Consider the following 21000-nt stretch of genomic DNA (forward strand, 5'->3'; position numbering starts at 1 on the left):
ATGGTGACAGTATGTTTAAAATGTGCGCGAAGTTTTGCATCCAATTATCAGGGGTTCGTTCGGGCACCATGTGATTCCTGTTTTCGGTTATGACTGACCCGGCAAATCAGTTACTTTCAAAAATGCCCTTCAGCTTTTGAAGTTCTGTCTCGGCATCATTCACCATTTCGCTCATGATTTCCCGGATACGTTTAACTGTATCGACCAGGCCGACGGACTGTCCCGCCATGATCGAACCCCCTTTTATATCCCCTTCCACAACCGCATTTCGTAACGCACCGATCCAGAAACGCTCGACTTCATGCTGGGCCTCCACACGGTCAATCTCATTTTCATCCAGTTTTTGAAGCAATTCCAGCTGGAGTTTTCCGAATTTAACGGTCCCTTCATTTTTGAGAGACCGCACAGGAATGACAGGAAGCCTGCTGTCAAATTGAGGAGTTGCCATGGCATCACGGGCATTGGCTTTTTTGAACGCCTCCTTGAAATTCGGATGCGCACTGCATTCTTCAGACATGACAAAGCGAGTTCCCATCTGAATCCCGGCTGCCCCCATCATCAGCATATGAGCCATCATACGGCCTGTTGCAATTCCACCTGCAACAAAAATCGGCACCGTGTCCACCTTGAACAGAATCTGCTGAAGAAGAACGGTCAACGATACCGGACCGATATGCCCCCCGGCTTCGGATCCTTCAAGAATGAGTGCATCAGCCCCCCGATCAATCAGACTCATTGCCAGCGTTCCGGTAGACGCGAAACAGATCACTTTTGCCCCGGAGTTTTTAGCCATTTCAATTTCGAATGATTTCGGGATAGAGCCGGCGAATACGACCACGTCACATTTTTGTTCACAGACCATCCGAAGCTGATCATGGTATACCGGAGCAACGGTAATCAGGTTAACCCCAAAGGGATTTTCTGTCATCTGACGGGTAGCGAGAATCTCGTTTTCAAATATCTCTACCGGCGAGTTACCTCCGGCCAGCAACCCGAAGCCTCCGGCATTGGCAACCGCACTGACCAGCTTGGGATCGCTGATCCATGTCATGGCGCCGCACATAATTGGAATTTCGCACCCCAGAAAATCTTTTCCGCGTTTAAAAAAATCATCGATTAACATCGCTTTATCCTTGTTTAAAATTCTGCTGTTCTACGTTTAGCCAGCGTTTTTCTCCTACCACCGCATCAAGACCGCCCCATACGTCAGTCCGGCCCCGAAGGCATCCAGGAGGACGGTCTGTCCTTCTTTTATTCGACCGTCACGTACGGCTTCATCCAATGCGGTCGGAACCGTAGCCGCGGATGTGTTTCCGTAACGATCCAGATTGATGACAATTTTTTCCATCGGCACATTGATGCGCCTTGCCACCGCTTCGATAATTCGCCGATTGGCCTGGTGCGGCACAAACCAGTCAAGATCCGCTGCCGTCATGTGATTGCTTTCCAGCGCAAAATTTGCATAATCCGAAAGCGCCCTGACCGCCACTTTGAAAATTTCAGTACCATTCATGGTAATTTTGTGCAGCTTTTGCAGATAGCGTTCAGGCGTGACCTCCATTGCGCTTCCGCCGGCCGGAATATGAAGCAGTCTCCAGAGGTCGCCGTCTGAACGCAGATGGCTGGATAAGATTTTACGCGATGAATCGAAAGGCACACTTTCGACAACTGCGGCGCCCGCACCATCGCCGAACAATATACATGAATTCCTGTCTTCCCAGTTGACAAATGAACTCAACACTTCTCCGCCGACCACCAGAGCGGTTTTTACCTGACCGCATTGAATGAATTTTTCAACGGTGGACAATCCATACAAAAATCCTGAACATGCGGCATTTACATCCATAGACCATGCATTTGACGCACCGATTTTATGTTGAAGCCAGCAGGCGGTGGACGGCATCAGTGAATCCGGTGAGCATGTGGCATAAATGATCTGATCAATGTCTTTCGGGCTCTTGCCAGCCATTTCAAGCGCCTGCAAAGCGGCAGCCTTTCCGAGGGATGAATTGCGTTCCTCAGGATCATGCGGATCGGATCCCCGCCTCTCGCATATCCCGGTTCTTTCCCGTATCCATGCGTCACTGGTTTCAGCCCCCATTTCGGCCAGCTTTTTTACGATATCCTCATTGGTAAAGGACTGTTTTGGGAAAGCAGACCCGGTTCCGGTAATTCTAGCGGCATAAATCATGGTGTAACGTTCCTTTCATTATGATTTTTACTTTACCCTCAGCGATATCCCCGGTTCAGTCGCAGATTTACAGGATTAATACGGAAGATAAAAACGGAGGCGGAAAATGGTGATAATTGGATTGAAACCGTGTTTATGACACAGGATCACGCACATAACTAATTTAGATGAAAATTTATTTCTTACATTTATTTTATATTCTATTGATTTTGAACATTATTCTATTTTGTTAAACCGTCACGAATAAGTACCCGGTTAAGTAATTTATACGCAACATAATGTCAAGCTTTTTATTTAATATTTTTTGAATTTAATTGTCTTTTACACGCGAAATCATTAAAATAAATGACCGTGACGACAGTGGATTTAAATCAATAACATATTAATATATAAAATAATATGTTATTACAAAGACACTATGGCGCCGAGCTGAACGGAAAAGCACAAAACCTTTTCACCCAATAATTGCCCCTCAATCAACGCACTGTGTTATTTACGTCAGAACGGTTTCAGCTGAAAAAATAGACTTATGTATCCGACACAATTCGGCTGAAATAATTTTATATCTATCTGTTTTTTATATTTTTATATAAATATAATACATTTTATTTATTACTCTTTTTTTAAAAAAAGAGTAAATTACGATTCATGATCGGGCTTGCTCATAAATAATTGACTGAACGTTCTGACCCAAACACGTTTCAGGCCCAATCGATGATAAATTCATCCCTTCATAATGAAAAGAGAGACGGAAAAAAACGGAGTTGATTAACGCTGCAGTCTTTACAAAAACCCTGTGAAAAATTTATTTTAAGCGGGGGCGTTGCCGTCATGAGACGGCCTGTTTCGAAAAACGCAGGTCAGCCCGAAGGAATAAACCAACACGATTTCCGGAAGTCGAAAAGTTTCAATCTTGACACCACTTGCCATTATATTTTATTTATCTATAAAAAAATTACGTTCTCGGAATTTTCCTGCCCCTGAACTCAGGCCGCGGAATGGAATCTTAACGGCCATGGTTTTTCCAGATCGTACTGTGACAATAGCATATGCAAATTCATACTGAACGGAATCCGAGATGAATGATATCAGAGTTATACTGGCTGCCAGGCCTGGGGAACCAACTGAAATCTACCTTGACGCGATCAAAAAATTCGGCATTCTTATCGATATTGTCCATTCAATCAAGGCATTACACGATTCCCTGCTTGAAACTGCTCATAATGGAATTCTGATTGACCTGCCCATCCTGATCAAATCGCCTATAACGGAAAAAAAATTTCTTTCCACCATCATCGATCAATTTCCGATTATGCAACTCAATTATGATGCCGTAAAAAACGAAATTCATTCCCTGTATTATGGCAAAACCAAGGGCGACGTGAGTCTGGATGCCTTCGTCCGAACCGAATGTCGCAGCTTTCCGGCAAGAAAGATGCGATCCGCTCTTCGGAAAAATGTCCATCTTAATGTTACCGTCTGGTACAAGACGTCTCCCCCCCCGTATGATACAGAAAAAACCGTGACACTCGACATATCCAAAGGGGGCTGCTTTATTATCACAAGCACGGCAAGGCAGATTGACTCGGATATTGAGTTTGTCATTCAGGAGTTGAGTGAACAATCACCCATTTCAGGACGGATTCGCCGTATTATCCCGTGGGGTGAAGGAATGCAGTTACCCGGCATTGGCGTGGAGTTTATTCATATCAAGGAAAACCAGCTCAACGAGCTGTGCGACAAGTTCAAGCTTTGCCAAGGCTGAGCCGGCTGGTTTTCCTTTTCCATGGCATCGGATCAGAAATCATAAATCCCGGTATAATTTTCAGGCGTGATGGCCCACAGTTCTTCCTTAACGGATTCGGATACGTCAAGTTTCCGTATAAATTCTGCGATCACATCCTGATCGATACAGATATTGGTCCGGGTCAATTCCTTGAGCGCCTCATAGGGTTTTGGATACCCTTCCCGGCGCAGAATCGTCTGGATCGCCTCGGCCACAACGACCCAGTGGTCCTGAAGGTCTTTTCGAATCACATTTTCATTTAAAATCAGCTTACCCATTCCTTTCAGCAGGGATTTCAACGCAATGAGTGTATGGGCCAGCGGAATCCCGATATTGCGGGTAACCGTCGAATCGGTCAGATCTCTCTGGAGCCTGGAAACCGGTAATTTGGCGGACAGGTGTTCAAACAGGGCATTGGCTATCCCGAGATTGCCTTCGGCATTTTCAAAATCAATGGGATTTACCTTATGCGGCATAGCCGATGATCCAACCTCTCCCGGCTTGATTTTCTGTTTTATATAATCCATAGAGATGTAAGTCCATATATCCCGGGCCAGATCAATAAAAATGGTATTGATGCGCTTTATGTTATCAAAAAAGGCCGCCAGGTTATCATAATGCTCGATCTGCGTGGTCACTTTTGAACGGTCAAGTCCTAAAACGGAATTTACGAACTGGTTTCCGAATGATATCCAGTCCATGTCCGGATACGCCACATGATGAGCGTTGAAGTTACCGGTAGCCCCCCCGAATTTTGCCGAAAACGGAACCGATTCCAAAAGCTGCATCTGGCTGTTGAGCCGGTCCACAAACACATAAAATTCTTTTCCCATGCTGGTCGGGGAAGCGGGTTGACCATGGGTACGCGCCAGCATCGGCACATCTTTCCACTGCCTGGCCATCTGCTCCAGTACGTTGACCACATCGTCCAGGACCGGTTTAACCACCTCCATCCACGCCTCCTTCAACGACAAGGGAAGCGCCGTATTGTTAATATCCTGGGAGGTCAGGCCGAAATGGATGAATTCCTTGTAAGCTTCCAGTCCCAGGTGATCAAATTTTTCTTTCAGCAGATATTCCACCGCCTTTACGTCGTGATTGGTGATTTTTTCAATATCTTTTATTTTTTCAGCGTCTTCGATGGTAAACTTTCTATAGCACTGCCGGAGCGGTTCAAATTTTGTTTTGTCAAAATCTTTTAATTGAGGAAGCGGCACGTTGCACAACGCAATAAAATATTCCACTTCCACGCGAATTCTGTATTGAATCAGAGCGCCTTCCGAAAAGTAATCCGCCAGTTTCCCGCAGGCTCCGCGGTAACGGCCATCCACCGGGGAAATGGCAGTTAAAGATGACAGCTGCATAATGTTTTACCTCATTTTATGGGTTTGGTCAGACCGGATAGCGGCATAACCGTAACAATCTTCAGGGCTGCATTTTTAGGAAGACTATAAAAAACCCTGCTGATCGTGTCAATGTCTAAAGACCGAAGGTACAGATGAATGAATAAATGAATAATCCGGATGGGAACCTGCCAGTTTTGTAGTGAATGGCGGGTGGTGGAGGCGACGACTGAGGACTCACGACTGCCGATGGTTGACTGCCTCTGCATATGGTATTATATAAATAATTTTCTAATTCATCAGACACAAGAGCCTCGGCAAAACCATATGAACATTTCAGAACACTCTCTTATCACTCTTGAGCAGGTTACCGTTCGCGTCAGAAACCGGATGATACTTTCCGGCACCAACTGGGACATCAAAACCGGTCAGAACTGGGCCGTAACGGGTCCAAACGGTTCAGGCAAGTCATCTCTGGTGAAGGCCGTTGCCGGCCGGATGCCTGTTGTGCAAGGCAGGATTCTCCGGCATAACGGTCCATCATCTATTCAATCCATCGGTTATGTATCATTTGATCTTCACCGCCAGCTGATTTCCTCGGAAGATTCAATGGATCATTCCCGTTGTTTCAGCGGCGATCTTTACAGCGAAACCACGGTGAAACAGCTCTTGCTGCCAACTACATCACACATCCACATCCGTCAGGCAGATGTGGATAACGCCGTTGAGACAATGCAAATTTTTCCCCTGCTCAATCGAACCATACGGGCACTGTCCACCGGTGAAATGCGAAAAGTTCTCATTGCCAGGGAACTCATCAAAAAACCGGAACTGTTGATACTGGACGAGCCCCTTGACGGTCTGGATGTGGACAGCCGAAAACAACTGGCCGTCATTATCGGTGAACTGACAGCAAACGGAATGCAGCTGATTCTGGTAACCCATCGGCCGGAAGAAATTATCCCCGCTGTGACCCACATGATTTGTGTTGAAAACTGCCGGGTGATTGCGCAAGGCAAAAAAGAGCATATCCTGAAACGGCATCCAGTCGACAGCCGGTCGGACTGTTTCAATCCGATATTCCTGCCATATCCTGCTTCGCCATCAATACCCAAACCCGCCGGAGATGACCGCAGGCCCCCATTGCTGATTCGAATGATCGATGTCAATGTGGACTATGGTGATGTGCGGGTGCTCCATGCCATTAACTGGACTGTCAGATCCGGGGAAAACTGGACCATTCTGGGGCCTAACGGCGCCGGGAAATCCACACTGCTCAGCCTGATTTCAGGAGATCACCCGCAGGCGTACACCAACGATATCTATCTGTTCGGACGAAAAAGAGGAAGCGGGGAAAGTATCTGGGACATCAAAAAGCATATCGGCATGATTTCTACCGAATTTCAAATCCGCTACCGAAAACGCCTGCGCGGCATCGATGTGGTGATGTCCGGCTTTTTTGATTCGGTAGGCCTTTACCACAAATTCAGCACTGAGCAAGAACACACTGGCCGATACTGGATCAGCCTTCTGGAAATCGAATATCTGGCCACCAGATGGTTTGACCAGCTCTCCTTCGGTGAGCAGCGCATGGTGCTTCTGGCCAGGGCCATGGTTAAATCCCCCCTGCTCCTGATTCTGGATGAACCCTGCCAGGGACTGGACACAATCCATCGGCACCATATGTCAGAATTGATCAATGTCATCGGTCAGCAGAGCCCGACGCATATCCTGTATGTGACCCATCATCCAGAAGAAATCCCGGCATGCACCCATTGTGTTCTGGAGTTGAAAAAAACACCGCAGGGATCTTACACCTCAGAAATTCGACGACTCCCGACCCCGACTCAGGCTCAGACTCAGACTACACCATTTTATGCTCCAGATAGTTATCGCCATGATGTCGGATCGCCCTTCGGGTAAACAATGACAAGGCCTTATCCAAGGTCAATCGAACGTTTCTTTCGCATACCAGGTCCTCTTTCACGACTACCGGACCGGCCTGCCTATACGCGCGGACCTCCCACGCCCGCCTCCGTATCACGGCAACCCGTGCCAGTTCCTGAAGCAATACCTTTTTCATCTGCTGATATTGAGGCCACAGCTGCACAACAATTTGAGCCACTTTACCCTTCCGGTCAATGCCGATGTCAAAAAGGTCCATAAACAGCATTCCACCGGGTATCATTCTCCGGCATATTTCAATGCCTCTTTCATCGCTATAACAGGTTTGACCCCGGCCATCCGAATACACCTCATATTGTGACGCCTTGAAACTCAGGAGGATATTTAACGTGCCCGGTTCCAGCTTATCTTCCTTGGGGGTAAGAACAATATTCCAGGTTTTCGGTGTAATATCGGCAGCAAACTGTCTGATTCTTTCCCTGTCAATTTCCGTAAACATTTTCTTCATTGTTACACCTGCAAAAAATTCATTTAGGCTTAAATCGTTTTTATTCCCACTTCACCCAGGAGTTGACCAGCTCGCTTTGTATAAACGTTTCCGGTGACGGGAGCTGGCTGTTTTCCGTATTTTTTCTCAGTTTCTGAAGCAGGCGGAGACTATCACCCTGCAAATCAAGCCCATGTCTGGCAAGATAACAACCGACAACCGTACCGGTTCGGCCTCTTCCGCCCCAGCAGTGAAGATAAACCGGTTTTTCATTCTCAAGAGCCCGGTCAATCCTGTCTAAAATTCTGCACATTTCACGCCGCGAAGGTACCCAGGTATCCTTAATCGGCATGCTGACCAGATCGACAGAAATTCCCATCGAATCGGCGACTCCGTCTGTGTACCCGGCATAATCAGTCAAAGCCTTACGGCTGCAACATAATTCCTCCGGCTTCATCAGGTTGATGACCAGACGAACACCCGTGCCAAACAGGCATTTCAAGTTATCAATTGTCTGATCCGGACGGTTTGCTCCCGGATACCCTCCAGCCATGAATCTGTCCGGTATCACCCAGTAAGCATGTGGAAAAGGAACACGGAGCACAGGCTTATCTGTTCCATATGAATGCTGCATAATCAAGACCTATTTTTATCTCATACAATATAAAAAAACTGGGCTTGATCATAACCGCGGCCATATTCTCTTACGTGTAGCTTCATGGCCCCGGCATCCCCCCGTATCGTGCTGGAGAAGCCGGGAACGGCCGGGACGGTTCTCACGACGTTATGGCCGCAGTTATGATCAAACCCTAAAAACTCAAAAAAATATTAGGCAGTGTTATCATACATCCCGTCAAACACAACCGGATCAACCCTATAAGGGCAAACTTCCAATTAACAGACCGGACATTTTTTTGTGCTTCTGTAAGCCTTCAGGCGTCAGCTGTCCATAGAGCTCGTCCAGAAATGAAATAATTTTTCAAGTTCAAAGAAGACGAAGATTTTAACCGGAGGAATACATTGAGTATTTCGAGGATTAAAATCTGAGCCTGACCCAGAAATTGGGGAAAATAGCCATTTCTGGATGAACACTCCCTATCAGCAGGGCCCCGGCAAAAACAAATTGCACCTGTCTGCGTGTCTTTATATCATGTCCCCCGCGTTGTATCAAAGGGCACATGCAACGAGTATACACGCTTTGATATGTCTTGAAGACGAACAAGGAAAGGTCTCTTGCGAAACGCCGAAATCAGGCGCAATCCCAGCGCAATTTATTCTTGCCTATGCCCTTAGGGCTCACTCAAAAATAACTTCACATTTTAAGCGCCGATGCATCCTGCCTGGCTTCGTTACGAAAGCTCGGGATATGCTTGATATTCCTGTGCTTTCGTGCCTTGCCAGACAGGCGCCTCAACACTTAAAATTGCAAACTTATTTCTGAGCGAACCCTTAGTGGATTGATGATCATACTAGGCGGCAATATTTACCTCGATTTCAGGGGCAAAGGCGAGTTTTATATGTCTGAAATCATCAAATTCGTCCTGATAAAAAAACTTTGCATTCCCGTTGATCACGCTCTCCCCGCTGATGCTGATTCAACCGGCCTATAACATCCACGCGGATAGTCATCCTTCAGAGCGCCGTCCCGCCGGTAACCGCCATCCCCATCGTGGTGGAACGCGCCGGCGGAAACCGGAAAAACGCCAACCAGTTCATCTTCACAAGCTTTGTGGCGTCGCTGGTTTCCATACCGGCGCTGGTGTTTTTATTCGGCATTGTTTTTGGTAACTGACGAGACGGCACTAAACAAAAAAAGCCGCCGGGTATTTTTGTAAATACCACAGCGGCTTTTTTTAATTGTTGTCGATCAGAGTTATGGATTATAACCGGCCGTAAAATTCTGCGTAACCTCTTCGGCACCCAGCGCCCGGTTAAACACCGCCACCAGGTACAGTTCACCCAGCCAGGGACGATCGCCGGTCAATTCATTGGCCAGAGCCAGACGATAACCCGCATCCCAGCTGGAAAAATCTCCCGGAATGATCCCCGCCCCCGGGCATAAAAAAGGCCTCGATTATTCCGCATATTCCGGATAACGAGGCCATGGGTTCCTATACCGCCCGGCTTTTACTGAACCAAAAACTTTTGCATATTAACAGGGCGCCGATGTTTATCAGCTACCGCTGCACCCGGCCCGGCTTTTTTAAACGACTCAAATCTGATGGCTATTTAAAATAGTCATATTCAGACCTTATTTGTCGTTCCACTAAATTAATAATTCAGTCATAATAAAAGGCTTTCATCGGTTCTTCTTCCTTTTGATCACGCTTCGGTTGCACTTTTTTTTGATCGCTCTTTTTTTGAATCAGTTCCATATTGTGTTTGAGACGGATAAATTTCATCAACAGGTTGCCACGGCTTTCCATGCCTTGCTTTACCATTTTCATCAATTCAAGGACAATCACATCCCGGCTCTTCTTACCGTCTGTCAGATCTGATAGCCGTTGTTCCATGCAATCGATCCTGTTTTCCAACAGACGAAACCGCTGTCCCATGAGCTGAAACCGGTTTTGAGACAGATCAAAACCGGTTGCCTCGACTTCGACAGATTCGACATTATCGGAAGCATCTCCGGCAGGATGATCTCCGCCGAATTTCGTAAAAATGCCTCCGGCTTCCCTGGCCGTGACAACATTTTCAATAACCTTTTCATCAATGGTCTTCAACCCGTCGGCAAATCCATACACCAGCGCTGTATCACAAAGGATATTGATCAGTCTGGGAATACCTTTGGAATAATTAGAGATTGATTCGACAGCTTTCTGCCCGAAAATATCGTGTTTTTCAGCACCGGCTACCTTTAACCGAAATCGGATATAATCATCCACCTCCTCCGGATTCAATGCGTCAAGATGACAGTGAACGGTAATACGCTGGACAAACTGTTCCAGCTCCTTGCGCTGAAGTTTGTATTTCAACTCGGGCTGTCCGACCAGCACCATCTGAAGCAGATGATGCTTTTCAGCTTCCAGATTGGAAAGCAGCCGGAGCTGTTCCAGCATTTCAGTGGCCAGATTCTGGGCCTCATCAATAATCAGCGTCACGCGTCGGTTCCTGGAAAATTCTTCCAGGAGAAAACTGTAAAAGACACCCCTCATTTCCGTCTCATCCATCCCGCTGACTTGAAGCTCAAACTCCTGACAAATCATCTTCAACAGCTGGCCGGGTTGAATGCAGGTATTGTTGATCAGCGCTACCTGGATATCCTGTTGAATTTTATTCAACAACAAATTAATCAGTGTGGTTTTACCGCTGCCGATTTCCCCGGTAATCACCACAAACCCTTTATTTTCAAAAACCGCATATTCAAGATGGATATAGGCATTTTCATGCCCTTTGCTCATAAACAAATAGCCCGGATCCGGCAGTATCTGGAACGGTTTTTCTTTCAAACCATAGAACGATTCATACATGGGCTATCCCCTGCTGGATTTTGACTTATTGAGCACGGTTCCAAAAACCGGTCTTCCGTTTAACAATTCCAAAGCTCTTTTGATATCATCACGGGAGGTTTTCTCCTCTTCCGATACGAACAAAATGCCATCTGCAAACCGGGATAACACAACGGGATCCGCATATTTGAGCAGCGCCGGGCCATCGATAATGATGACGCGATCTCCGGGATAGCGGCCCTTCATCTCGTTCATCAGCGACTCCATACGGGGAGAGCCCAGGAGCTCTGCGGAATTCGTCAGCGGCTGACCCGCCGGAAGTATGGTCAGCTTCTGAATGCCGGGATTAAGCAGAATTTCAGAAATCTCAAGGCGCCCCATGAGATAATCCGAAATTCCCTGGTCAACGTCGATCCCGAAAAAATCACTGGAAAAGTCATAATGATGAACTGACGGCGTTTTTAAATCCGCATCCACAATCAAAACCGTCCGATCCATTTCATACGCGATGCTGATTCCCAGATTGATGGTGGTAAATGTCTTCCCTTCACCCGGATTGGCGCTGGTTATCAGGAGGGTATTGCCTCCGGATTCCTGAAGTCTGGTCAGCACCTGAGTTCTCAGCATATTGATCTGCTGGGTCATAGGATTATCCTGAAAATACGAAATCACCCTATTTTTCTTCAGAATTTTCGGATCAATCTGTTGTACTTTGGTTTGTGAATAGGTTACCTGAACTTCCTGGCGGAGACTTTCACAATTTATCCGGTTCAACTTCAGTGTATAATCCGAATACTTCCTGAGCTGATCCTGGGTACATTGATTGATTGTTCTGTCTTCTTTTGCTTTTTCCAGAGCTTTTTTCAATTTGCTCATACGAAGCTCCCTGTATAAAAATTATACGTTTAAAAACAGTTAAAAAAATCAGAGATTCAGAGATATTAAATTAAGTGATGTGGCTCACGTTACGAAAAAAATAGAAAAAGGAGTCAGAATCCTGTCCCGGATAACCCACTCAGATTCGACTGAATTTTATTGCATACAAATTAACTTTTCACTCTTTCCAATACCGTTTTACACAAATTATCAGCTGGAATATTGTAGTAATTCATGAGCAAAATGAACAGGCCAACAAGAGACGTGGCAAGCAAAACCCATAACAATTTCCGGATACGACGTGACCGTCTGTCATATTCAGTTTGCACCATGGTCACAACAGAAAATACCGGGATATTTGTAAGCCTGAAAAATTCTTCCGCATTTTTAACGGAATGGTCAATATTTTCCTGAACCGCAGCAACCGTTATGCCGGAACCCACAGCTAACATAAAACCTAATAGAATTATGGCCAACCGATTGGGCCTGTAGGGTTTTCCCGGCAGAGGAGCCGGTTCGATGATGGTAAATCGTTCACCATGCTGACCCGATTCCATACCCTGAGCAAGTTTTGCCTCAAGCACTTTGCTGACTATATCATTATATCTTGTCATGGCACTGTCATAACCGCGGGTTAATTCCTTATACTGCTTTTCCACTATCGGACTGTTGCCAAGCTTCCTTCGCCCCTCCTCCAATTCGCTTCTGATTTTATTGCGTTGTGTGACAAGGCTGTTGATGGTAGCGTCCGTTGAACCGATCTGTGCTCTCAGGCTGATATATGCGGGGTTATCCGGCTTTTCCCCGGATATCTTTTCAACTGCTGAAACCGTTCCGGAACTGCTCAACTCAGCCGAGAGATTTTCCACCTGTTTTGAAAGCGTTATGACATCAGGATGTTTTGATCCCAGTGTGCCCGTCAGCACAGCGAGTTGTCCTTTCAGCTCGTTATACATCCGCACCTTTTCCACCGAATCATCCGTATTGCCTACCTGATGTTCCAACTCGGCGATTTCTCTTTTCAATCGTATGATATCCGGATGTTTTTCCGATAATGTCGATTGAAGACTGATCAAATCCAGCCTCTGGATTTTCAGTCGTTCTTTCGGATTCATGGACACTTTGCCCTGATCTGTCAAAACCGGAATTAACGGTTCCACTTTTTCAAGCTCTCCTGTAAAGAAAATTTTTCTCTCCTGCAAAGATCTCAATTCCGTATTGACCCGATCCAGGTCGTTCTCCAGCCTTGCCAGACTCTGAAGACTCAGCCCGTAATCGTCCGGAAGTTCTCCTAAATGCGCCATTTTAAACTCACTGATTTTCTGTTCGTAAAGATGGATCTGTTTCTTTAAATTTTCCGCTTCTTTTTCAAGAAAGTCTGTCGTCATAGAAACCATTTTATTTCGCGTTCTTAAATCTTCTTTGAGATAGAGGGAAGACAGCTCTTCAGCCACTTTCTGTACCGTTTCTGGCTCTCTGCCCTCATAGGACAGTGTAAACGCAATGGTCGCCGTATTGGTTCGGCCGGTTTTTTTATTCACGATATCAGAGCTGATGGTTTCCAGCTGAATATCATCCCGCAATTTTTCAATAATAGACTCTGTCTCGTATGTACCTCTTATATCCGGGTATAAATTAAATTGATCAATTATTTCCAGAAGCCGGTTCCGGCTCATCACCTGACGGGTAATCATCTGGATACGTTCTTCCACATAACTGGTCAAGGTAGATTTTACATAATCCTGGGGTATCTGCTGGTCTTCGACCAGGATCATGGATTCTGATCTGTATATGGGTGGCAGCATAAACGCTACGGCTACCGAAATCAGAAAAACGGATAAAAAAATGGCCGCAAAAATTTTTTTTCGTCTTCGGATGAAACCCTTGAGATCCTTAACATCAAACTCCTGATTCATGGATTTTTCCTTATAGGGGGTTATTAATTTATCACCATTTCTGTGGAAAATTAAAATTAACCGCAATCCATATTCTGCTGCGAATGGCCTGCCCTCCTTGAGCCTGCTCATCATCATCTTCCGCATAGCTGTAGGCCAGCTGCAAATTGTGTTTTTCCGTAAGCTGATAATTTAAAGACGGAATCACTTCAAAATATCGGATATCGCCATCCGATTCTCTTTCATACCGGGTAAAGTAAAGATTTCCTGAAAACCCAACGCCAAGCCGTCCAATAATTTTACGATTCGCATGGCAATATATTTTGTCCACCTCAATCAATTCACCGGATACATCATTCTGAACATCGCGGCTATATCCGGCATCGCAGGAAAAGTTTTCTCCCTTTTTCAATAAATTCACATCCGCCACCCATCCCCAGCTGGTATCGCTTTCTCCTTCCTCTCTTAAATCCGTATATCGGCTGCCCAGAAACATTTTAAGACTGTGAATTTCTGTAAACAAACGGGTCCACCCGAGAGAGATCCCATAATTATCCGCTTTGCTGACATCAGATTCCCGTTTGGAGTAATAGGGTTGGATGGTCATGAGATCCAGCTGGTTATCGAGCCGGTAATTAAAGGAGGCCTTAATTTGATTGTAGTCATAGTCCTCATTTGAGGGATCGTCATATTCGGTTTTACTGTAATCGTAATTGATTTTTGCATCAGTTGTCATGGATATTTTATAAGAACTGCCGACCCCTGCGTTATATCTTTTGCGATCGGATCTGGTGTTTATCAGACCTGTTTCAAAAAGTTCGGATTCAAGTGTCGTGTCTTCAATATACGAGGCATTTCCCGATATACCGGAACGTTCCGTTATCTGATACCCGGCATCCAATCCGGCATACAGATTTTCGGTATTCAGATCGGTTTCATCAACATAGCGCAAAAAATCAGCCGCAATTTTAGTCGAAATATTTCCCTTGCTGGTAGCAGCGCTGAATTCAAGCGACGGGCTTATCGTCGTCAAAAAATCTTCTCTTTCATTGTCTCTGTCAAACGCTGCGTTATCATTGTATTCACCACTGACACCGAGAGAAGGTATCAGATTATATTCAGCAGCAATTGAGTACGAACTGTAACAGGATAGAACAATTATCAGGAATAAAAAAAACCGTCTCAAAAAAAATACTGTCTTTGATATCATGTCGTTTAACCTTTTTATTGATCAGCCTTTATTAATATCAAGGAACTACGATCACATCCCCCCGATTTAATGTTATGTTCTGTTTTAATTCTTCCCCCTTTACAACATCCTTGTAATTAAACGGAACGGATATCGTATCATTTTTTACACGGCGGAGGACATGAATGCCTCCCGGTGAAGCAAAGGGGTTCAAGCCACCTGCCTTGGCCAGCATCTGCATCACGCTGGTATCCATTGAAATTGGAAATTCCCCGGGGTTATTGACCTTTCCGATAACATATGCCTTGAGACTGTTGATTTGCATCAGAATAACCGAAATCGTTGCATCCGGCACAAATTCTGAGATTTTTACCTTAACTGCGTTTCTCAAATCCGTAATGCTCATGCCTTTCACGTCTATATCGCCTATCAATGGAAACGATATGATTTCATCCGGAGGCACCACGATTTGACGGCTCAACGCTTCATCTTTCCAGACTGAAATTTCCAGAATATCCCCCGAGCCGATAAAGTAATTACCCGCATCAGCAGAAACCGGGACAGCACTTATGACTAGTAACCATAACAGGATGGCAGTGATATTTCTCATCATTATGATTTTCCTTTCTCTACCAAAAAATTGATCAGTTATTTTAAAAAAGGCTTGTAGAAAGACCACTGATAAACGGAAGGACATAAACATTGAGTGAGTTAATTCACCTAACCGAATTGATTTAATGTTTTATTTCATACTAACTTAATAGCATGAGAAATTTAATCGGTAAAAAGATGATCTGGAAAGCAGGAAAACCTTATTTTCATATCATCCAAAACCTGATATCAAAATAATGTTTCGATATTAAAAACCGAATTATACGAAATTTTTCAAACATATGGTGAGCACAACGGGTAAAGCCGAGGCCAATACCTTTGGAACGTTAACGATAGATCTAATTCGAAGCTCGCCAAGTATCACTTCAAATCCGAAATAGCATACGATCACCTTAACTAATATGAAATTCATCTCCATATTTTTAATTAATTCATCCGGCAAATTCGGAATCACTATAGCAAACAAAAGGATTAAAAAATCGATGGGGGAACTTTTAAACCCACGAGTACGCCTGGTAAATTTAAGGGTTAATATGACACCTGCGGCCAGGATTAAAAACGAAAGATTATATATCATCAACACGCCGGAATGACACCAGGAAGCTCTGTTGGTTTCACCGAAATAAATCAAAAAGGGCGTAAACAAATACAAGGCAAATCCGAGTATACTGAGAACCCATTTCCGGCATGCAAACCATGTAGCCGTAATCAAAGCCAGAATTATCACTGATCCCACCGTAAAATGGACCGGATAGCTTTCAGGAAGAAAACTGGTAAACAGAAGGAGCAAAGGAATCCCGATTTCAATCGTCTTAAAAGAAATTTTGATAATTATATTAGATTCTTTTAACTGTTTTAAACGGCCTTTAATCACTTTATCAACGATTTCATTCCGTTTGAATTTCCATCCAGTTTGCCTGGCGCTGAAAAATGCAGCGAGAATAATTCCGGAACAAACCAGATAAACTGATAAAATAACCCATTCGTTATGTGATTGATAGACAAACGCGAAGGCCAGGAACACAACATGAAAAAGGTATATTATCAGAACGGATTCCGTGTGATAAAATCCCAAATCCATCAGCCGGTGGTGAAAATGATTTTTATCGGCGGCAAAGGGAGATTTTCTTTTGTAAATACGCGTAAGCATGACGGTCAAGGTATCCAGAACAGGAAAAGCAAAAATAAGCAGCGGCAGCAGCGGGCTTAAACCAAAATTATTCTGGGTGAGCTTCAGAGAAAGTGATATCAAAACAAATCCAAGGAGTTGACTTCCGGCATCTCCCATGAAAAGCCTTGCCGGATATGTATTAAACCTGAGAAACCCGAAAATCGCCCCGATCATTGCAGCTGCAATAAATAAAATAACGAAATGCCCCGTGTGCCAGGCAAGGTAGCTGATACAGGAAAAGCTGAGTATGGAAATACCGCCAGCAAGGCCGTCAAGCCCGTCAGACAGATTGATGGCATTTGTTACACCGACTATCACAAACAATGTTAAAGGAATGGCTACGATATCGGGTAAAAGTGCATCGCCAGGGAGTAACATGCCAAAACTTTTAATCTTTAATCCGCCATATAAGACAACGACTGCTGCCGCGGCGCACTGAGCTGCAAATTTTGTCCCGGAACTCAAATTTTTCACATCGTCCCAAATTCCGGCCGCTATGATAACTCCAGCGCCGATCAACAATGCTGTCATAAACTCGTTCCGGCCCCCCCACAGCAAAATCGGTACCAATGTACCTATTGCCATAGCGACACCGCCACAACGGGGAACCGCCGACAAGTGTACCTTCCTCTCATCCGGAATATCTACCACATTCAAACGCATAGCTATATCCCGACAAACCGGAATCATCACAATGGTAATAAACATGGATAAAAGTAATGCGGACAGAAATATCATGGTTTTCCCCACCCTGGTTTATCGCGAATTTCTCAGGCAGCAGCTTAACAGGCTGTTTAAAAACAAGAATCGAGTCGCCAGACAATGCGCGCAATGATTCGAAAATCGCAGTATATCAAGCATATGTGAAGAAGCATTGGCGAAAGCCGCACAATACCGTATGGAGGCCTGAGGCGCAGGATTTCAACAGCCGGTTCAAGAGCATTGACTTCAGAATTGACAATACCGTTCAATCAAATTTTTAGTTTCAATGATGTGCTGGCGACTTGAGGCGCCAAACACAACGGATCGGATAGAATTGTGCTGACAGACATACTTTACAGCTTCTTCAGGGGGGACTGCTCCCGAGGCTAAAATCGACATGGCCACCGGACGAAATTTTTTATCTTTAAGAGTGGCTTCATATGAATTGATATCCGGGTTCATTAAAAATCCGGCTTTATTGACAGATGAACATACAATAGGATTTTCGATACCACAATCTATCAGAAATTCAACCATCTTCGGCATATTCATGGTAACAAACCCAGCTTCTGCATGATATTTTTTTCTGATATAAGAATCAAAAGCAATAAAAAAATCCTTGAGTCCAAAACCGAGCAGAAGATCAGAAACAATATTCTGCAGGAAAACGACCTTAACGGTAAGATCCCGATAAATCTTCATTTCAATATCAACCAGCAACTGCATGACCTTGATCATGTCCTTTTCAAACAGCGACCCACCACCTTTTGTTATCATACCGATAATATTACCCATACTGAAATCTGCCAGAATGGTTTCTTTCAAAGTGGCGAAAATGCCTTTTTCAGCTACCATATTGGCGTATTTATGTGCATACGGCATGGAAGGATACAGGCATAAATCCGGATACCGGGATGAGTTGGCCCTCAGGTAATCACAAATATCCCTGGCTCTTTCATTTGAATTGATCATAAATGATTTTATACCGGAGTCGTATGCAATCTCTATAATATCGGTTATCGCCTTCAAATCCGAGAACTTTTCAGACAGATTACGGGCTTTTTCTTCGGACATGTGATTGATGCCGAAAAACTGATTATCTCCGAAAATAACGTTGTCAATCATGCGATGGGCCCCCGTTTGATTTATTTTTTTCCAAAAGCAGATGGTTTTTCAGAACTTTTTCTCAAAAACAATCTGCTCCTCAGATCGTTATCCGGAAAAGAATGGTTGTATGAGGCGTCCAGTGCAATCTGTTCCATTACAATATCTGTTTTAAATGCCTCGTCAAAACCAGCAATATTTCCTATAGTTTCGTTCCGGATGCGACCGACAAAATAATCCAGCTGCCGGGTGAATTCATTTCCTCTGACATACAGTCGGACACTTTGCGCCAAATCGGGAAGATAAGCTGTATTCCAACCCTTATCCAGTTTATGCTCCGGATCCGCTTCTTTTAAAAAAATCTTATATGCATGTTTATCGGCAACGATTTTCCCCTTCGTCCCAAAAACCGTTAAAATATTTGTCGGCTTCCGAAAAGATTCGTCACTCCAGTTGGTCATTATTTCAACCGTACAGCCGTTTTCGTAAATCAGAGTTGAACTCACGAGATCTTCAGAACCGGATGAATAAATGCTCTGCATCACACTTCCCGCAACCTTTTCAGGCTGACCAAGCAGATACACAGCCAGATCAATACAATGGGAGGCAAAATCATACAGACAACCGCCACCTGTCTTTCTGTGCCCCCGCCACCCTGATTTTGAATCTTTTACAACCGTAGCCCCGTACATTTCAGAATAGCAATTACTGACATCTCCGATGACGCCTTCATCAACCAGTTTTTTTACTTCAATGAACACTTCATTGAATCGGTTTACATAACCCACCTGATGAATTAAAGACCTGAATTTGAAATCCGAAAGAATATTCTGTCCTTCCGCAACAGACAAAGTAAATGGTTTTTCAACAAATACATGCAAATTATTCTCAAGCGCAAACTGAACGATCTGTGCGTGAGAGTCGGGTGGCGTTGAAATAATCACAAAATCAAGGGACGATTTTTCAATCATCTCCCTGTAATCGGTAAAGGTCATTACATTGACGTACTTTTTCAGTATGCTGAGCATAGTAGTGGATTGATCGCATACCGCAATGACATCCACCGACGGATGACTGTTCAAAATCGAATAATGGGTAATTCCCATCCTGCCGAAACCTATAAATCCTGCTCTGAGCATCAAGAGTATCCCTCCTTGAAAATTAAAATATTTTGCCGCTAATCTGCGCGGATCATCGCGGATCTTTCTTTTATGATTAATAACTGAAACTTCGTTTGAGTTGTTCTTTTCTATCCGCGTTCATCCGCGTAAATCAGGGGCTTATTTTTTTGCGTTTCTTGCGACTCTTTGCGGCTATTAATTTTTGGATTCTGTTCAGCACCCTTGCGGGCGGACTGAGGAGCCTAAAATTGATCTAAAAATGGAAATGCCGATACTATTAAATTAGACTTTGTGGAAAAATTTCGAAAACGCTCAAGAGACTCGCTCGGGCCGGTTGGTTAGCAACCGTTTTAGAGACGGTGTGATTCTTTATGTTTGAACGATGAGGCGGGGGGTGAAATAAAACGTTTACCTTCTGCGCATAATTTCCTTTGCAACAAGCCATATGACTAAAAAACTGTAAATATTTCTTTTGAACATCCTGGGTTCAAATGACAGTCGATACAGCCATTCCATCCCCAAATTTCTGAAAACTCCGGGTGCCCTTTTAACTGTATCTGAATAAAAATCAAAGGCTGCGCCGACACCTATCATCCAGGGCGCATGAATTTTACCCATATGTTTGTTTATCCATTGTTCCTGTTTGAGCAGGCCTAAACCCACCCACACAATATCCGGTCTGGAATCATTGATCAGTTCAATGACGTGATCATCTTCATCAGAAGTCAATTCGCGAAATGGCGGCGAATAAGTGCCGGCAGTTATCAGTCCATGATATTTTGAAGAAAGGCTTCTGCTTAATAAATCGGCTACGCCCGGCTTTCCTCCATAGAAAAAATGCCGCCATTTTTTCGCTGTTCCATATTCGCAGGACTTGAGCATCAAATCCGGGCCATTGAGTCGTGGAATGCTGTGCCCCAGAAGTTTACCGGCAATCACGACACCAATCCCATCGCAACATGAAAACCTCGCGTTATGAATATATTGGAAGTGTGACGGCACCCTTAGCGCGTGATATAACGACTCTGTATTGGTAATACATATACAGCCGCTGTCCCTGTCATTGATTCCTTTTTGGATTTCACGCAAAATTTCACTGAATTGACAACAGGAAAAGGGAATATTAAGAATATTAGCTCTTTCGAATGCTGTTTCCATATTCACCA

18 protein-coding genes are annotated in these 21000 nt (G+C 44.5%); 2 read left to right on the plus strand and 16 right to left on the minus strand.

Annotated elements, in window-relative coordinates; all coding sequences use genetic code 11:
* Positions 1–106: 106 nt before the first annotated feature.
* Both PHQ97_08370 and PHQ97_08375 read right to left on the minus strand, forming a co-directional pair.
* The gene (locus PHQ97_08370) at positions 107–1123 is read right to left on the minus strand and encodes a nitronate monooxygenase (protein ID MDD4392742.1); all 1017 of its coding nucleotides are present in this window, start codon (positions 1121–1123) and stop codon (positions 107–109) included.
* Positions 1124–1177: 54 nt separating this feature from the next.
* Positions 1178–2191, minus strand: coding sequence for a ketoacyl-ACP synthase III (locus tag PHQ97_08375; GenBank protein ID MDD4392743.1), 1014 nt, complete (start codon positions 2189–2191; stop codon positions 1178–1180).
* Between the two features lie 1078 nt (positions 2192–3269).
* Here PHQ97_08375 and PHQ97_08380 point away from each other — a divergent pair.
* Entirely contained in the window at positions 3270–3956 is a 687-nt protein-coding gene (locus PHQ97_08380) for a PilZ domain-containing protein (protein ID MDD4392744.1), read from the plus strand.
* Between the two features lie 32 nt (positions 3957–3988).
* Here the strand turns inward: PHQ97_08380 and purB are convergent, their stop codons facing one another.
* Together purB and PHQ97_08390 are read right to left on the minus strand one after the other, a co-directional pair.
* A complete protein-coding gene (gene purB, locus PHQ97_08385) occupies positions 3989–5341 on the minus strand; it encodes an adenylosuccinate lyase (GenBank protein ID MDD4392745.1) in 1353 nt (450 codons plus the stop codon).
* Between the two features lie 11 nt (positions 5342–5352).
* Entirely contained in the window at positions 5353–5589 is a 237-nt protein-coding gene (locus PHQ97_08390; GenBank protein ID MDD4392746.1) for a hypothetical protein, read from the minus strand.
* A gap of 58 nt (positions 5590–5647) precedes the next feature.
* Here PHQ97_08390 and PHQ97_08395 point away from each other — a divergent pair, with 58 nt between their 5' ends.
* The gene (locus tag PHQ97_08395) at positions 5648–7243 is read left to right on the plus strand and encodes an ATP-binding cassette domain-containing protein (protein MDD4392747.1); all 1596 of its coding nucleotides are present in this window, start codon (positions 5648–5650) and stop codon (positions 7241–7243) included.
* Here the strand turns inward: PHQ97_08395 and PHQ97_08400 are convergent.
* From PHQ97_08400 to PHQ97_08455, 12 genes are all read right to left on the minus strand, one after another.
* Complete coding sequence (locus PHQ97_08400) at positions 7185–7733, minus strand: hypothetical protein (protein MDD4392748.1); 549 nt, start codon at positions 7731–7733, stop codon at positions 7185–7187. The two genes, PHQ97_08395 and PHQ97_08400, sit on opposite strands and share 59 nt — an antisense overlap.
* A gap of 40 nt (positions 7734–7773) precedes the next feature.
* Positions 7774–8346, minus strand: a complete 573-nt coding sequence (locus tag PHQ97_08405; protein ID MDD4392749.1) for a hypothetical protein — start codon at positions 8344–8346, stop codon at positions 7774–7776.
* Positions 8347–9344: 998 nt separating this feature from the next.
* A complete protein-coding gene (locus PHQ97_08410) occupies positions 9345–9488 on the minus strand; it encodes a hypothetical protein (GenBank protein MDD4392750.1) in 144 nt (47 codons plus the stop codon).
* A 503-nt stretch (positions 9489–9991) separates the two neighbouring features.
* Positions 9992–11185 (minus strand): AAA family ATPase, encoded by a 1194-nt coding sequence (locus PHQ97_08415; protein ID MDD4392751.1) that lies wholly within the window; start codon positions 11183–11185, stop codon positions 9992–9994.
* 3 nt (positions 11186–11188) lie between these two features.
* The gene (locus PHQ97_08420) at positions 11189–12040 is read right to left on the minus strand and encodes an AAA family ATPase (GenBank protein MDD4392752.1); all 852 of its coding nucleotides are present in this window, start codon (positions 12038–12040) and stop codon (positions 11189–11191) included.
* A 170-nt stretch (positions 12041–12210) separates the two neighbouring features.
* Positions 12211–13956 carry a Wzz/FepE/Etk N-terminal domain-containing protein gene (locus PHQ97_08425; GenBank protein MDD4392753.1) on the minus strand — a complete coding sequence of 582 codons (1746 nt, stop codon included), beginning with the start codon at positions 13954–13956 and terminating at the stop codon, positions 12211–12213.
* 31 nt (positions 13957–13987) lie between these two features.
* Positions 13988–15145, minus strand: a complete 1158-nt coding sequence (locus PHQ97_08430; protein MDD4392754.1) for an outer membrane beta-barrel protein — start codon at positions 15143–15145, stop codon at positions 13988–13990.
* Between the two features lie 37 nt (positions 15146–15182).
* Positions 15183–15737, minus strand: coding sequence for a polysaccharide export protein (locus PHQ97_08435; protein MDD4392755.1), 555 nt, complete (start codon positions 15735–15737; stop codon positions 15183–15185).
* Positions 15738–15995: 258 nt separating this feature from the next.
* The gene (locus tag PHQ97_08440) at positions 15996–17645 is read right to left on the minus strand and encodes an MraY family glycosyltransferase (GenBank protein MDD4392756.1); all 1650 of its coding nucleotides are present in this window, start codon (positions 17643–17645) and stop codon (positions 15996–15998) included.
* Between the two features lie 210 nt (positions 17646–17855).
* Complete coding sequence (locus tag PHQ97_08445; protein ID MDD4392757.1) at positions 17856–18734, minus strand: hypothetical protein; 879 nt, start codon at positions 18732–18734, stop codon at positions 17856–17858.
* Between the two features lie 20 nt (positions 18735–18754).
* On the minus strand, positions 18755–19852 hold the full coding sequence (locus tag PHQ97_08450) for a Gfo/Idh/MocA family oxidoreductase (GenBank protein MDD4392758.1): 1098 nt from the start codon (positions 19850–19852) through the stop codon (positions 18755–18757).
* 390 nt (positions 19853–20242) lie between these two features.
* Positions 20243–20992 (minus strand): WecB/TagA/CpsF family glycosyltransferase, encoded by a 750-nt coding sequence (locus PHQ97_08455; protein MDD4392759.1) that lies wholly within the window; start codon positions 20990–20992, stop codon positions 20243–20245.
* Positions 20993–21000: the final 8 nt, after the last annotated feature.

Source organism: Desulfobacterales bacterium (assembly GCA_028704555.1).
GTDB lineage: Bacteria > Desulfobacterota > Desulfobacteria > Desulfobacterales > JAQWFD01 > JAQWFD01.

Excerpts from the sequence above, each read along its gene's own strand:
- PHQ97_08370 (MDD4392742.1), bottom strand. The coding sequence starts at position 1,123 with ATGTTAATCGATGATTTTTTTAAACGCGGAAAAGATTTTCTGGGGTGC.
- PHQ97_08375 (MDD4392743.1), bottom strand. The coding sequence starts at position 2,191 with ATGATTTATGCCGCTAGAATTACCGGAACCGGGTCTGCTTTCCCAAAA.
- PHQ97_08380 (MDD4392744.1), top strand. The coding sequence starts at position 3,270 with ATGAATGATATCAGAGTTATACTGGCTGCCAGGCCTGGGGAACCAACT.
- purB (MDD4392745.1), bottom strand. The coding sequence starts at position 5,341 with ATGCAGCTGTCATCTTTAACTGCCATTTCCCCGGTGGATGGCCGTTAC.
- PHQ97_08390 (MDD4392746.1), bottom strand. The coding sequence starts at position 5,589 with ATGCAGAGGCAGTCAACCATCGGCAGTCGTGAGTCCTCAGTCGTCGCC.
- PHQ97_08395 (MDD4392747.1), top strand. The coding sequence starts at position 5,648 with ATGAACATTTCAGAACACTCTCTTATCACTCTTGAGCAGGTTACCGTT.
- PHQ97_08400 (MDD4392748.1), bottom strand. The coding sequence starts at position 7,733 with ATGAAGAAAATGTTTACGGAAATTGACAGGGAAAGAATCAGACAGTTT.
- PHQ97_08405 (MDD4392749.1), bottom strand. The coding sequence starts at position 8,346 with ATGCAGCATTCATATGGAACAGATAAGCCTGTGCTCCGTGTTCCTTTT.
- PHQ97_08410 (MDD4392750.1), bottom strand. The coding sequence starts at position 9,488 with ATGCCGAATAAAAACACCAGCGCCGGTATGGAAACCAGCGACGCCACA.
- PHQ97_08415 (MDD4392751.1), bottom strand. The coding sequence starts at position 11,185 with ATGTATGAATCGTTCTATGGTTTGAAAGAAAAACCGTTCCAGATACTG.
- PHQ97_08420 (MDD4392752.1), bottom strand. The coding sequence starts at position 12,040 with ATGAGCAAATTGAAAAAAGCTCTGGAAAAAGCAAAAGAAGACAGAACA.
- PHQ97_08425 (MDD4392753.1), bottom strand. The coding sequence starts at position 13,956 with ATGAATCAGGAGTTTGATGTTAAGGATCTCAAGGGTTTCATCCGAAGA.
- PHQ97_08430 (MDD4392754.1), bottom strand. The coding sequence starts at position 15,145 with ATGATATCAAAGACAGTATTTTTTTTGAGACGGTTTTTTTTATTCCTG.
- PHQ97_08435 (MDD4392755.1), bottom strand. The coding sequence starts at position 15,737 with ATGATGAGAAATATCACTGCCATCCTGTTATGGTTACTAGTCATAAGT.
- PHQ97_08440 (MDD4392756.1), bottom strand. The coding sequence starts at position 17,645 with ATGATATTTCTGTCCGCATTACTTTTATCCATGTTTATTACCATTGTG.
- PHQ97_08445 (MDD4392757.1), bottom strand. The coding sequence starts at position 18,734 with ATGATTGACAACGTTATTTTCGGAGATAATCAGTTTTTCGGCATCAAT.
- PHQ97_08450 (MDD4392758.1), bottom strand. The coding sequence starts at position 19,852 with ATGCTCAGAGCAGGATTTATAGGTTTCGGCAGGATGGGAATTACCCAT.
- PHQ97_08455 (MDD4392759.1), bottom strand. The coding sequence starts at position 20,992 with ATGGAAACAGCATTCGAAAGAGCTAATATTCTTAATATTCCCTTTTCC.